Source organism: Arthrobacter globiformis (assembly GCF_030817195.1).
Lineage (GTDB): Bacteria > Actinomycetota > Actinomycetes > Actinomycetales > Micrococcaceae > Arthrobacter > Arthrobacter globiformis_D.
This window is the reverse complement of the sequence record NZ_JAUSYZ010000002.1, coordinates 70,953-84,668: the sequence shown is the minus strand read 5'-3', so window position 1 is coordinate 84,668 and position 13,716 is coordinate 70,953. Positions and strand designations below refer to the sequence as shown.

Sequence of the window (13,716 nt, the reverse complement as noted above, 5' to 3'; positions counted from 1 at the left end):
TGGCAGCCGAAGCCGGTCAGAAGCCGCGGTGGTAGGGCCCGCTCGCGCGTGCATAGGTCGGGATGGGCAGAGGGGGCTCCAATCCGATCTCGGTTGCCGCGTGAATTGCCCAGAAAGGATCACGCAGTAGGGCGCGCCCTATGAAAACCAGATCTATCCCTCCTTCGCGCAAAAGATACTCTGCGAGATCGGCCGATTGGATTGACCCCACCGATCCCAGCGGCAACCCCGACTGCCGGCGAATGTTCTCCACAAACTTGATCTGATAGCCCGGATACACGTCACCGGCGTATGAAGTGGTGATGTTCCCTGACGTCACCTCAAGGAAGTCGGCGCCTGCTGCCTCGAGCCACTTGGCTAGCTGGCCGGCATCCGCAGCCGAGACTCCTCCGTCCACCAGGTCCGCACCGGAGAAGCGGACCATGAGGGGTTTGGCGGCTGGGAGGGCTGCACGAACACCGCTTACTACCTCGAGGAGAAACCTGGCACGATTTTCCAGGTTTCCGCCGTACTCATCCGTCCGTTTATTGGACATTGGCGCCAGGAACTCATGAATAAGGTAACCATGAGCGGCGTGGATCTGAAGGCAGTCCACCCCTGCCTGCTCAGCCCGGGTAGCCGCGGCAACATAGTGCTGAACCAGTTGGTGTATTTCGGCCGTCGTAAGCTCGGATGGGGTGGCCGACTCGTCGGAGTGAGGTATCGGCGAAGGTGCCACGCAGCCGCTAGGAATGGCCTTGCGCCCGGCATGCGCCAGTTGGACCCCCACCTTAGCGTCACACGCGTGGACAGCTTCCACTATGCGGCTGATGCCAGGTATGTGCGCGTCGGACCAAAGCCCAAGATCAGAATCACTGATGCGGCCCCGCGGCTCTACTGAAATAACCTCGGTCATGACGAGTCCCACGCCGCCTAGAGCGCGGGCACCGTAGTGGAGCACTTGGCGCTCGGTAGCATACCCGTCGGCTCCGGCCTGATACATGAGCATCGGCGACATGACGATCCGGTTTTTGAGTTCCATGCCACCGAGCCGGTATGGGGAAAAGAGTAGGCTGTCCGCTTTCACGTAATCACGAACCCGTTCGACATTATCTGAGACGTCCTTTCTCCTGATCTCAAAAAGGGGCTGTCAAAGCACCGAGAGGCTGGCCGCGCCGGTCTCATCGGATCCTTGACCATGTTGGGGAAAGCAGATGACTTGAGGGGCAGTTCGGGCCAAGCGTCCCGGACACTCATCTGCCTTTCGATGCCCGCAAGGAGGCATCTGGATTTAGGGAGTGCTCGCATCGATATCCGCCAGTTCCGCCGGCTCCCTTGGGGGTGCGTGAGGTGTGACGGCCTCGGTGTGAACAGCCTCGAGTATCCGCCGCTTGTGCGCCTGGGCCAGTAGCTGGATGTCGGGGGAGCGGGGATTAGTTCGGAGCATTTCCAGAAGGCGGTCGTGGTCAGCCACGAATTCAGCTGAGTGCCGCATGACTATGCCTAGAGTTGGCTGCCTTATGCGGGCCATTCGGCTACGTTCGCCCTCCAACAGCTCCAGCAAGTGAACATTGGGGCAGCGGCTGCACAGTAGGTCGTGAAATTGAGCGTTTAGGTCTATAAAGCCTTCCGCGTCAAAGAGCTCGCGTCTGCGTCGCATCTCGTTATTCAGATCCACGGCTTTGCTGAGTACCTCGGCGGTCAGGAAGGGAGCCGCGTCGGCGGTTGCTGCCCCTTCCAGAACCGCAATCGCAGCTTGTGTGCTTTCGTAAGAGTCAGGATCAAGTTCTGCAACCGACGCTCCTGCATTGTGCCTATACGTCACATACCCCTCGGCCTCCAGGCGGCGAAGCGCCTCGCGCACGGGAAGCTGACTCGTATCCGCTTCCCGTGCGATGTTATCCAGAACGAGGCGGTAGCCGGGAGCATATGAGCCGTCAAGAATGCGCCTCTTTACATACTCGTAGGCTTGGCTGGTTTTTGTGCTTAACGGACGAACCTTCCTCATTGAGTCACCACTTCCTGCTGGCCGAGGAGAAGGAGCATGCTAGAAGGCTGAGTCCAGATGGAGTTCCTTGCGGGCGATGAGCCAGCCCTCCGCCGTTCTTGTGACAGTGTCGGCGTATGTGCCTACTGTCTTGATGGAGAGCCCCTGGGCATCCGTCGCCGAGACCAGGACGTAAGAGATTACTGACGCGGTGTCGTCTCCGATAGGTTCTATCTGGATGTTAGTGATGTGGTGACGACGGGTGTCGTTTTGCGATTCTTTGAAAGCCTGAATTTGAGCCACGATGGCATCTGGCCCGGCATGGGGGCCATACGTGGGGCCGCCCTTGATGTGCATCGTGTAGGTCGCGTCGGCGGTGAAGCAATCCCGCAGGGATGCAAAGTCCCTGCGGTCATGATGCACTCCGTAGCCTGTCGTTAGCTCCTGGATTTCCAACCGGTCCAAGGCCGTAAGCGTGCCGGTTGCTGTCTTCGGTTTCATGAATGTCCGTTCTCGAATTAGTGCTGTGAGGGTACTCAGTTGTCCGCGGGCTGCCGGGCCTTCCATTGCACGGCTTTGTACTGTCGCGGCCAGTAGTCCACGTGAACGTTGAGGTCCCGGGCTGCGCGCAGGGCAAAATGTGGATCCCTAAGCAGTTCCCGGCCCAGCATGACGGCATCCGCGCGTCCACTGGCCAAGACCTCTTCGGCATATTCCGATGTTGTGATCAGGCCAACGGCCGAGGTGGCGACTTCCGATGCCGACTTAATGTGATCAGCGAGAGGTACTTGATATCCCTCGCCAACCGGAATCTCAACCCCATCAATCAGGCCGCCGGTGGAGATGTCGAAGACATCAGCCCCAGCGTCCCGTGCCATCGCAGCCACAACCGCAGTCTGGTCCTGGTCCCACCCGCCTTCTGCCCAGTCCGTAGCTGAGAAGCGTACAAAGAGGCCATGATGGTCGCCGATCGCTTCGCGGACGGCGCGCACTATCCGAAGCAGCAGGCGCGCCCGGTTTTCGAGTGAACCACCATATTCATCAGTTCGGATATTGCTTAGCGGGGACAGAAACTCATGGATGAGGTAGCCGTGGGCCGCGTGGATTTCGATAACATCGAATCCCGCCTGCACACTTCTGGTCGCTGCAGCGGCGAAATCATCAACGACCCGGTCGATTCCAGCGATGTCCAACTCTTCAGGGACATCAAACCCGGGAAACGCCAGGGCTGACGGAGCAACTGTCCGCCACCCCCCCTCCGAGATGGGCTTAGTGGTGCCGCAGCGTGCGTCAAACAACCTGTAATCGGACGCCTTCCGGCCGGCATGTCCCAACTGAATTGCTGCCGTCGCACCCTGCTCGTGAATGAATCGGACTATACGCGCCCAAGCATCGCGCTGCTCGTCATTCCACATCCCCGTGTCTTCACTTGAGATCCGACCCGCAGGGTTCACTGCCGTCGCCTCAGCCATGATGAGGCCAGCACCGCCGGCAGCAAACTGGCCGAGATGCACCAAATGCCAGTCGTTTGGCATCCCGTCCTGGTTTTCGCAGGAGTACTGACACATAGGCGAAACCCAGATTCGATTCCGAATCTCCTTTGATCGCACGGTCATGGGCTGGAACAGATGGGGTGTGGACATTTTTACCTTCCAAAGGCTTCTACCGAGGCTAAGGGCCTAAGTCTTGTGAAGCCGGGGGCGGGAACCCGCAGGAGCTCGCTCTCCCGGCTTGTAGATATGATCATAATGTAGATATGATCAGAACCACAACCTGAAAGGTGACCCTCCTCACAATCTGTGACTCCCTCGTGACCGAATCGGAGACGGGAGGCGAATTGCGTCAGACAGGACACGCGGCTCGCAGCGGCACCACCCCTCCTTTGGAAGGCAATCCCATGGATACTTCGGACGCTGACGTCCGTGTAGGTTCTGATGCTCTCAGGATCAGAAATCTGTCTAAGACGTTTTCCGGTCAGAGGGCGTTGGACCACGTCTCGTTTACAGTGCCGCGGGGAAAAATCACCGCGTTGCTGGGGATGAATGGTTCGGGCAAATCCACGCTCATCAAGGTCCTCGCGGGGGTCTACCAGCCGGATGCCGGCGCTCAGCTCTCCATCGGCGGGACAGACATGCCACTGCCGATGACCCCGCGCAGCGCACATGAGGCCGGGCTGCGTTTCCTCCACCAGGACGTTGGCTTGGTGGACAGCCTTACGATCGCGGACAACTTCGCTTTCGTTGACCGTTTCCGTGCCCCAGGCTCCCTCGGTCCGATCAACAAACGCCGCCAGCACGAACATGTGGCCGCGACACTGGAAAAATTCGCTATCTCCGCGCACCCGGGTGCGCTGGTTGGGTCACTGAACCCAACGTTGCGGACTATGGTCGGCCTGGCGAGAGCTTTCCAGGACGAAGAAGAATCGGGCGTGGGGGCATTCGCGAAAAACATCGTCGTCCTCGACGAGCCCACGGCTTCCCTTCCTGTCGAGGAGGTCGACACGATCCTGACCTCGCTGGAGGAACTGAAGGCTAATGGCGGAACGGTGATTTATGTCAGCCACCGGACTGAAGAGGTGAAGCGCATCGCTGACCAGCTGGTGATTCTCCGTGACGGAAAGCTTGTCGCCGACGAACCCCTTGAGGAAATGGGGGTGGACGATATCGTGGCCCGGGTTGTGGGAAAGCGACTGGAGAAGACGAAAATTCCGCGCCAGAGCGAACGTGAAGGTGATGTCGTGCTCTCCGCTGCTGGGGTTACCGGCCCGCGGCTGCGGGGAATAGATCTGCAGGTCCGCTCCGGAGAGATTCTGGGCATCGCCGGGCTCGTGGGCTGCGGGCGCAGCGAATTGATACGTATTCTGGCCGGCGCACAGGCTCCCTCTTCCGGGCAGATGGAACTCGCCGGGAAGACCTACTCACCCGGTTCTCCCGCTGCGGCCATTGCGTCAGGGGTGTCCTGCGTGCCCCAGGAGCGACGCCGCGAAGGAGCAGTGCTGCCGATGACGGTCCGAGAGAACATCACCCTTGGCAGGTTGAAGTTATTCACCCGGAACGGCGCCTTGGACGGCCGGAAGGAGCGCGATGGCGCCCTGCGGTTGATCGAACAGTTCTCGGTCAAACCGGCGGATCCCTCCCGGCTCATCGGGCTCCTTTCCGGAGGTAACCAGCAGAAGGTGGTTGTCGCCCGGGCCTCCGGCTTCGGCGGAACGGTACTGCTGTTGGACGAGCCCACGCAGGGCGTGGATGCCCTGGCGAAGCAAGAAATCGCCAACATTATCCGGGTCCTTGCCGCAGATGGGTTGGCTGTGGTTCTGGCTTCGACCGACTTCGAAGAGTTCGTCGGCCTTTGCGACCGGGTCCTGGTCCTGGACCGCGGCCGGCTAGTTGCCGAGGCAACAGGCGAAGAGATCAGCGAGGAGCACTTGGCGCTCCTCTGCGCCCGACATGGAGCAGCGGCATGACTCCTCCCACCGCTCCCACTCCACCGCACGAGATTTCCCAGAAGGAAGCCATGAGCACCACAACCAGCACCGTCCATGAACGTCCCTCGGCCAAGACTCCCAAAGCTGGGCGGAAGCGGCCCGATGTCGGCACCGTCGCCACCTCCTACGGGGTCATCATTTTCCTCGTCCTGATGATCATCGTCTTCTCGGTAATGCTGCCGGACACTTTCCCTACGTCCGATAACGCCAAAGCCATCCTGTCCGACCAGTCCATCCCCGTCATCCTCGCCCTCGCGGCGATCCTGCCATTGGCCGCCGGCGAATTCGACCTGTCCCTTGGGGCGATCCTGGGCTTCAGCGCGATCACGGCCATCGCAGTCTCCAACGCCGGAGCCCCGCTGCCCCTGGTCATCCTCGCCTGCCTGGCGGTCGGCGCCGTCGTCGGCATCGTCAACGCGGTCCTCGTCGTCAAGGTCGGTGTGAATGCCTTCATCGCCACGCTTGCCTCGGCCACGATCCTCTCGGGATTGAACCTGCTGGTGACCGGCAGTTCCCTCCTGGTGCTGGGTTCGGACGCGTTCGGCGCACTCACCATCACCCGGGTATTCGACCTGCAGGTCGTACTTGCCTATGCCGTCGTGCTCAGCCTGTTCCTCTACTACGTAATCGAGAAGACGCCCTACGGCCGCTACCTTCGTGCCACCGGCATGGGCCGTGACGCTGCACGCCTTAGCGGTGTACGGGTTGACCGCTACCTCGCCTCATCCTTCATCGTTGCCGGGGTCCTCGCCGCCCTGGCCGGTGCGCTGCTGGCATCACGGGGCGGAACGGCCGCCCCGACCCTGGGCCCGGACTTCCTGCTCCCGGCCTACGCGGCCGCCTTCCTCGGCGCGACCACGATCAAGCCCGGCTACTTCAACGTCTGGGGCACGGTCATCGGCGTCGTCCTTTTGGCGGTAGGCAGCAACGGTCTCACCCTCCTCGGAGCCCAAACCTGGGTGACCAACATCTTCAACGGCGTCGCCCTCATGGTCGCAGTCGCCGCCTCCGTTCTCGTCGGGAAGCGCCGCCGCAAGGCAGCGATCTGACGATCCTGCTTACACTTCTTCACCTCCCATCTGAAAGGCATCACCATGACCAGAATCAAGCACCGCGCGGCGGCATGGGCAGCAGTGCTGGCCGGCGCCCTGGCGCTCACCGCCTGCGGCAGCTCCCAAGGGGCGGGCAACAGCGGCGGCGGGAACAATGATGTTTCGGCAGCACAGAAGGTGGTCACCGAGGCGCAGGCCAAGGTCACCAAGTTCGACTTCCCAACCGAAGCCGTCAACGTCCCCAAGGACAAACTCGTCGTCGGCATCCCCTGCGCCTACGCCGCCGAGGGTTGCAAGCGCGAAGTCGACGCCATCGCCGAAGCCGCCAAGGCGCTGGGATGGCGTTACCAGATGATTGACCCGGCCGGCGACCCCGACAAGATGCGCTCAGCCATCCGCACAGCAATCCAGCTCAAGGCCAACGGCATCTTCCTCGGGTCCATTCCGTCCAGTGTCGTCAAGGACGACATCTCCACCGCCCGGACCTCGGGGATCAAAGTAGTCAACATGTCAGAACCCGCAGACGAAGGCTTTGCCGACGCGAACACCCTCTACGACCACACCAAGGCAGGACGCTGGAACGCCGCGTTCCTCACCGTAGCGACCAAGGGCGCGGGCAAGGTCATCTCCGTGAACGACCCTGAATTCCCCTCCGTTGTCGAATGGCACCAAGGCTTTGCTGACGGGCTCAAGGAGCTGTGCCCCGGCTGCCAGATCGTGAAGGACATCAATTTCCAGATCGCGAACCTGCAGACCCAGGTCCCCAGCGAGTTCCAGGCCACACTGCAGGCCAACCCGAACGCCAACGCAGTCTGGACCGCGTACGACCCGGTGGCCATGTCACTGAGCCCCGTGATTAAGCGCTCACCTCAGAATGGGAAAGTCACCGTCGTCTCCCAGAACGGCGACGCCGGCGCGCTCCAGGCCATCAAGACAGGCGATGAACCGTTCAAGGCCACGATCGGTGTCAGCGTCGAATGGCAGTCCTACGCGGCCGTGGACCAAATGATCCGCCTCCTGGCCGGGAACCTCCCGACGAACCTCAAGACGGTCAACGTGCCCGAGAAGCTCATCACCAAAGACAACGTCACATCGATCCCGTGGGACGGCGACCTCGACTGGAAGAACGCCTACCTCAAACTCTGGAAGACCAGCTAACCGTAAGCCCGTGGGCGGGGGCGTCCGGCTCCCGCCCACTGGCAAACAAAATCAGCCGTCGAATGGCGGCCAAAAACAGAAGGAGAACATCATGGGACGTCTCAGCGGAAAAGTTGCACTCATCACTGGTGCGGCAGGCGGCCAGGGTGCCGTCGAAGCCGAACTCTTCGCCCGTGAAGGTGCAAGGGTCGTCGTCGCCGACATCAACCAAGAGGGTGTCGCCGCGGTCGTTAACCGTATCCAGGAAGCCGGGGGAGAGGCACTTGGCCTCGAACTCAACGTCACGGACGAATCCGCGTGGGCTACGGCCATGGACCGCATCCGCGACCGCTTTGAAGGTCTGGACATTCTCATCAACAACGCGGGCATTCTGTCTTTGAACGGCATCTCCAAGATCGAGCGCACTGACTGGGACCGCACGATCAACATCAACCAGACAAGCGTCTGGCTAGGAATGAAGCACGGTGTGGCCCTCATGCGTGAAAACGGTAAAGGCGGCTCCATTGTGAATCTGTCCTCAACCTACGCACATATTGGCAGCGGAGGCGCTGTCGCCTACCAGGCAGCCAAAGCCGCCGTTTTCATCATGACCAGGACAGCAGCAGTTGAATTTGCTCCGGACGGCATTCGCGTCAATTCCGTAGCCCCCGGGATCATCGAAACACCGATGACGCGGGAAGTGCTGGCCGCCGCCGGTGACGCGCATCCCGACATCACCCGTACCCCGCTGTTGCGGGCGGGCCAGCCGCACGAGGTCGCCAACGCTGTCCTATTCCTCGCCTCTGATGAAGCGTCGTACATCACTGGTGCGGAGCTTCTGGTTGACGGTGGCCGCACGATCAGCTGACTTCCCGGCCGTTAGCTATCTAGACGACTATCTCTCAATGCAAAGATTTGAAAGGTAAGACCATGACTGCAGCAAGTACACCAGAAGCCTGCACCCCGGCCTGGGCTCACGCTACCGGTGTCATCGACCTCCAGCCCGTCGCGCCCGTCCCCTCAGACCTAACCGCGCTGGCGGACCGCCTTATGGTTATGGAAACTGCTTCGCGGTATGCCATCGCCTATGACGAGCGACGCGTGAGTGTCATCGAAAGCCTGTTCACCGAGTCCGTGACGTTCTCTTACCGAGTGGGAGAAGGACCCCTTTCCAGCGAGCACGGCCGGGCGCATGTCATCAGCTGGCTTGAGGAAGTAATGCAGTCCCAGTCGGACCAGCGGCGACACCTACTGGGCAGCATGACAGTTGAACACCTTACAGCGAGCGAGGCGGTGGTTATCGCGTATATGGCGAATTTCGGTATAGAAAAAGAAGCCCAGCTCGTCACCACGGGGTTCTATCGGTTCCGCATGGTCAAGGAAGACAATCGGTGGAAGATCGACGAAGCCATCGACGCCCTCGACCGTCCCTTCTGACCGGCGAACTCCAGGATCTATATGTGAATGCAAGGGTCAGTTCCCCGACCAAACCCCTCGCGGGCAAGGTCGCGGTCGTTACGGAAGCCGGTCAAGGTATAGGCCGGGGCATCGCCGATGTGTTAGCGGCAGATGGGGCAGCTGTAGTTGTGACAGGGCTCCAGCTATCCCACGCACAGGAAAGTGCGGAGGCAATCCGAGCGCGAGGGCAGCAGGCAACGTGCTTCAGGCAGGATGTGCTGGACCTGTCCTCCACGGCGGAGGTTTTAGCCCGGGCAGAAGAAGCATTTGGATCGGTGGATATCCTCGTCAACAATGCCGGTGCTGCCCACCAGACACCCTTTCTGCCGGTGACAGAGAGAAGCTGGGACTTCATCAACGACATAAATGCCAAGGCGGTCTTTTTTGCCTGTCAGGCCGCCGGCGACTACTTTGAAGCCCGCGGCGCCGGCAAGATCGTAAACATCGCTCCGATGCCGGGCAAAAGTCCCATGGACGAGCACTCGGCCTACAAAGCGTTGAAGTTTTCCGTTATTGGGATCACCCAATCCGCGGCAATTGAACTGGCCAAGCACAACGTGAACGTCAACGCGGTTTGCCCTGGCATTGTACGGACCCCCATCTGGGACAACTCGGACCCACAACAGTGGGACCGACAAGTGGGGGGCATCCCGCTGGGTCGTGGGCACTACTGCGAAGACATCGGCCACGCCGTGGCGTTCCTGGCCTCAGAGCGGGCCAAGAACATCACGGGCGCTTCGCTCGCGGTCAATGGAGGGTTCCAGATCTGGTGATTCAAAATCCGCTGTCGGCTGAACAATCAGAAGGAGAAATTTTAAACTTGCCTAGATACCGACCACACCACACAGCGATTTCTGTTCGTGACCTTGCCACCTCCCTAAGCTTCTACACGGGGTTGGGATTTGAAGAGATCAACAGGGCGGAGTTCGACGGCGCCACTCTCGTTCATCTTCAGCTCGAAGAGTATGCGCTCGAACTATTTGCCTATGAGAAAAACAGGCAACTGCCGCCACTAACGCCAGGCTTCGGAAATGACTTGGACGTCCTAGGGATAAAGCATCTCGCCTTGGCAACAGACGATATCCAAGGGACCTTGGCCGACCTATGCAGCAGGGGATTGGCCGATGAGAGCATCGAAATCGGGGCCCTGCCTGATGGCAAGGCTCAATGGGTCTTCATTCAGGACCCAGACGGACTTTGGGTTGAGTTCATCCAGGAGGACAGGTTCTCCATCTACTCTCAGCCCTGGTCTGACTCCAACCGATCCTCATCACAAGCAGTCAGGAAAGGCTGATTCTGCGAATCGCTGTGTTAGTGCCACGATCAGTTCCCGAAACGGCCCTAACTACCGCGAGCTCGTTGCTTCTTTTGACCACGGCTCTTATGTTCGTCGGCTTGGAAAGAACTAAGAACTTAAGACCGCCGTGACGAACATTCCGCCAGCCGTTCCTGATCGGCTAAAGGACCGCCCGCCGCCATATCGTCGAAATAGCGTGTACGTTTCGCCGGTCCGGCTCGGCACGAAGGTAATTACGTTTCATCCCCACCACCCGCAAACTCTGCTTTCACCGTACTGGAGAATACAATGCAGCCACAGCCACGCGACAGTATTGTCGAAGCCCGGTCGTTCGACTTTATTCCAGAAGGGGAGCGCCACGGCACAGTCCGTACGCAGGTCCAGTTCTGGTTCATGGTCAATGCCACCCTCATCACCCTTTTCACCGGCGCCGTAGGCCCCTCGATGGGGCTTGGCCTTTCCTGGGCCCTGCTTGCCATCATCCTGGGCAGCGTGTTTGGCACGCTGTTCCAAGCATTCCATGGCGCCCAAGGGCCTCACATGGGCTTACCTCAGATGATTCAGTCCCGTGTTCAGTTCGGCTCACGCGGAGCTGTACTCCCCCTAGCCGCAGCCACAGTTGTTCAGTTCGGCTTCGCTGTCTTCTTCATTCAAACAGGCGCCTCGTCCCTCGCAGCTATCACTGTTGACCAGATCGGTCTTTTCGACGTCGTCATTGGTGCGGTAGCCGTCCTTGTGGCGATCGTTGGATACAACCTCCTCTTGCGCATCGAGAAGATCGCGTCGTACCTCACTCTTGCCAACCTTGTCCTGCTCACTATCGCTGCTATCGTAGTGCTCCCGATCGGCACCATGCTCAGTAACAGCGCATTCGAGCCAGTCCCGTTCCTCGCCCAATTCGGGGCGGCCGCAACATATCAGATCGCGATCGCCCCAATCGTCTCGGACTACACCCGGTACCTTCCTTCAAAGACGAAGGGAAGGGCAGTGTCGGCCGCCGTCTTCGGCGGCACGATGGTCTCGGCCGTATGGCTCGAGTCGTTAGGCGCTGCCTTGGCTATCGCCATGCCGAAGGCGGACGTCATCACCGCCATCCACGACATGGGAGACTCCTTTGGGTTCGGACTCGGAACAGCGACGATGGCTCTGGCAGTCATCTCATGCCTCATCACGTGCTCCCTCTCCTTCTACAGCGGCAGCGTCTCTTTCCTGAGCGCCCTCGAGGCATTTCGGACGATGACATCAAGCTCCAAGGTACGAGCGATCACTATCGCTGCTGCGGGAGTGATCGTCATCGCGGCCACTCTCCTGCTTCCCCCGGACTTTTTGGGTGCCTTCGCGGCCTTCCTGAGCATCCTCGGATACTTCCTGATCCCCTGGACGGCCGTTAACCTTACCGACTACTACATCGTCCGTCGGGGCCGCTACTCCATCACAGACATCCTTAAGCCCGATGGCGGAATCTACGGTCGTTGGGGGGTCCCCGGTATCATCAGCTACACCCTCGGATTTATCTGCATGGTCCCCTTCTTCAGCACTGCCATCTACGCCGGTCCGGTCGCCACCGCCCTCGGCGGGGCAGATATCGCCTTCGCAATAGGACTGGCAGTGTCCTCCGGCACATACCTGCTGCTCACCCGCCACCGCGACTTCTCACCTGAGTTCAATGCCGTCCGGGAAGCCCCGCTCAACACTATGGACGAATCACCGTCTGTGACTCGGATTACAACCTAAAGAGTGGAACGAAAACATCCCTGATGCTGCTGATCGGTCACAGAAAGAATGAGACCTTTCTGAACTACTGATGGCGACGGGGACACCTTGCGCCTAAGCGCCTCTGTCTGCAGCACACCGAATCCTGGTCATCCTCAAGTAGTCGCATGCGTGCGACCGACAGGCATAGCCCACGTCCGGAGACCCCCGGTCCCGTCCTTTACAAGCAGGCACCTCAGCACAACCTTACGGTCGTCTGAGTGATGAGGCGCCTACTGGTCGAGGTTCTGGAAGGCTTGAAGCGTCGGACACCCGTGGTCGTACGGAAAAACGAGGAACTGCAGGGGGCGCGCGGAACAATGTGCTTCCCTGAAGTGGGGATGCCGTTCACCATTCGATACTTCCCAAGCAGCGGTAAGAGTGTCCTGGGGATGCTTGGGCTACCGCCAACTGAGCTCGCGGTAGCCCAAGCATGCGAAGTAGGTGTCCTCGTGTGAAACCCCTTCCTAGTAAGGGACTGCTAACCGGCGCAGACTGCGGTGCTGCTCTTCGATTGATCTACGACTGCGACACTGTAGTCCCTCAAATGAGACCGTTCGCAGCCGTGTCAGCGGCCAAGTGAAACGGCCCACCGGCGGCCCTAGGGGTGCCACGAAAGTGGCACGCACCCAGCGGGCAGGGCTTCACAACGCCGGAGAAGGAGAGGGATGGAACATTCGAGCGACGCGGCCAAGGGCGACCAAGCGGCTGACCGCAGACTCCTAACCCCACTATCGTCCCCCGCGCAGGCATTCGTAAGGCTGTTAGCAGACCTTGGTAGCAGCCGGCGTAGAGGGCACGAGTCGAGCCCGAACCGGCGACCCTCGGACGCAAAGCCATTCGGCGCTGAGCCCCTTTCGGAAACGTGGCGGGATCAACTCTTGGCAGACATCGAGGAACACATCGCTGAGCTGAAAGGGAGGTTGACCCGCTTTGCCGCGTTCCGGTCGCTCCTATCCTCCAATGAGACCGCGAGCCCGGATTCTGAGGCGGTACTTGAACGGATACACCAATCCACCGAGGTTACGGCCTCGGCGGCACTGGCCTCCGAAATGGCTTACCACGAGGCGTTTCTCTTGAAGCCGGCGACCCCAAAACAGGATTTGATACGCGAAACAGACCAGCAACCGCAGCCAGGAGCAACAGGATGATCAGCACCATCGGAGCCGGAGAGGCCTACTTCGTTGAGGCCAATGATCCGCGCCTCATCGAAGAGGAGCTCAACACAGCTGAAAACGCAGTAATTCAGCAAACCATGGAAGAGGGCCGGTACGGCATTCTGGTGACTCGCCATGGGTACTCGCGCTACACCGTCGCCGCCAGCGTCAAAGTCCCCTATGGACAGACATTGGAGGAGAACGCGCCACCGGGATGTTAGCGTTCGTCTGAGACGCCCGACGGGGAACGCAGAGATGCAAGCCGATGGCCGCGAAAGCCCGCACCCCTCGGACATTCGAGGTCGCCGAAACAAGAGCTAACGTTCGCCCGGTCGACATGGCTGATCCACATGGTCGGGAACAGGCTCTGAGGAAAGACTTTGCTTGTCTATCGTTGACAACAAGGTCTGCGA

General features: G+C 60.0%; 13 protein-coding genes. 9 read left to right on the top strand and 4 right to left on the bottom strand.

Annotated elements, in window-relative coordinates:
* Nucleotides 1-16: 16 nt before the first annotated feature.
* From QF036_RS24215 to QF036_RS24200, 4 genes are all read right to left on the bottom strand, one after another.
* Nucleotides 17-1,066 (bottom strand): NADH:flavin oxidoreductase/NADH oxidase, encoded by a 1,050-nt coding sequence (locus QF036_RS24215; protein WP_307106210.1) that lies wholly within the window; start codon nt 1,064-1,066, stop codon nt 17-19.
* 204 nt (nt 1,067-1,270) lie between these two features.
* Nucleotides 1,271-1,987, bottom strand: coding sequence for a GntR family transcriptional regulator (locus tag QF036_RS24210; RefSeq protein ID WP_307106208.1), 717 nt, complete (start codon nt 1,985-1,987; stop codon nt 1,271-1,273).
* A 39-nt stretch (nt 1,988-2,026) separates the two neighbouring features.
* Nucleotides 2,027-2,467: a nuclear transport factor 2 family protein gene (locus tag QF036_RS24205; protein WP_307106206.1), complete on the bottom strand. Its 441-nt coding sequence runs from the start codon at nt 2,465-2,467 to the stop codon at nt 2,027-2,029.
* A gap of 35 nt (nt 2,468-2,502) precedes the next feature.
* On the bottom strand, nt 2,503-3,609 hold the full coding sequence (locus QF036_RS24200; protein WP_307106205.1) for an NADH:flavin oxidoreductase/NADH oxidase: 1,107 nt from the start codon (nt 3,607-3,609) through the stop codon (nt 2,503-2,505).
* Nucleotides 3,610-3,863: 254 nt separating this feature from the next.
* Between QF036_RS24200 and QF036_RS24195 the strand changes: the two genes are divergently transcribed.
* The 9 genes from QF036_RS24195 to QF036_RS24155 all read left to right on the top strand — a co-directional run bounded on the left by QF036_RS24195 (nt 3,864) and on the right by QF036_RS24155 (nt 13,524).
* Nucleotides 3,864-5,429 (top strand): sugar ABC transporter ATP-binding protein, encoded by a 1,566-nt coding sequence (locus tag QF036_RS24195; RefSeq protein ID WP_307106203.1) that lies wholly within the window; start codon nt 3,864-3,866, stop codon nt 5,427-5,429.
* A 50-nt stretch (nt 5,430-5,479) separates the two neighbouring features.
* A complete protein-coding gene (locus tag QF036_RS24190) occupies nt 5,480-6,499 on the top strand; it encodes an ABC transporter permease (protein WP_307106202.1) in 1,020 nt (339 codons plus the stop codon).
* Between the two features lie 45 nt (nt 6,500-6,544).
* Nucleotides 6,545-7,660 carry a sugar ABC transporter substrate-binding protein gene (locus QF036_RS24185; protein WP_307106200.1) on the top strand — a complete coding sequence of 372 codons (1,116 nt, stop codon included), beginning with the start codon at nt 6,545-6,547 and terminating at the stop codon, nt 7,658-7,660.
* Between the two features lie 10 nt (nt 7,661-7,670).
* The gene (locus QF036_RS24180; protein ID WP_307106198.1) at nt 7,671-8,507 is read left to right on the top strand and encodes an SDR family NAD(P)-dependent oxidoreductase; all 837 of its coding nucleotides are present in this window, start codon (nt 7,671-7,673) and stop codon (nt 8,505-8,507) included.
* Between the two features lie 62 nt (nt 8,508-8,569).
* Complete coding sequence (locus QF036_RS24175) at nt 8,570-9,076, top strand: nuclear transport factor 2 family protein (protein WP_307106197.1); 507 nt, start codon at nt 8,570-8,572, stop codon at nt 9,074-9,076.
* Nucleotides 9,031-9,870, top strand: a complete 840-nt coding sequence (locus QF036_RS24170) for an SDR family NAD(P)-dependent oxidoreductase (protein WP_307106196.1) — start codon at nt 9,031-9,033, stop codon at nt 9,868-9,870. The genes QF036_RS24175 and QF036_RS24170 overlap by 46 nt, the downstream gene beginning before the upstream one ends.
* On the top strand, nt 9,867-10,391 hold the full coding sequence (locus QF036_RS24165) for a VOC family protein (RefSeq protein ID WP_307106195.1): 525 nt from the start codon (nt 9,867-9,869) through the stop codon (nt 10,389-10,391). The genes QF036_RS24170 and QF036_RS24165 overlap by 4 nt, the downstream gene beginning before the upstream one ends.
* A 291-nt stretch (nt 10,392-10,682) precedes the next feature.
* Complete coding sequence (locus QF036_RS24160; RefSeq protein WP_307106193.1) at nt 10,683-12,128, top strand: purine-cytosine permease family protein; 1,446 nt, start codon at nt 10,683-10,685, stop codon at nt 12,126-12,128.
* A 1,165-nt stretch (nt 12,129-13,293) separates the two neighbouring features.
* The gene (locus tag QF036_RS24155) at nt 13,294-13,524 is read left to right on the top strand and encodes a hypothetical protein (RefSeq protein ID WP_307106191.1); all 231 of its coding nucleotides are present in this window, start codon (nt 13,294-13,296) and stop codon (nt 13,522-13,524) included.
* Nucleotides 13,525-13,716 lie beyond the last annotated feature (192 nt).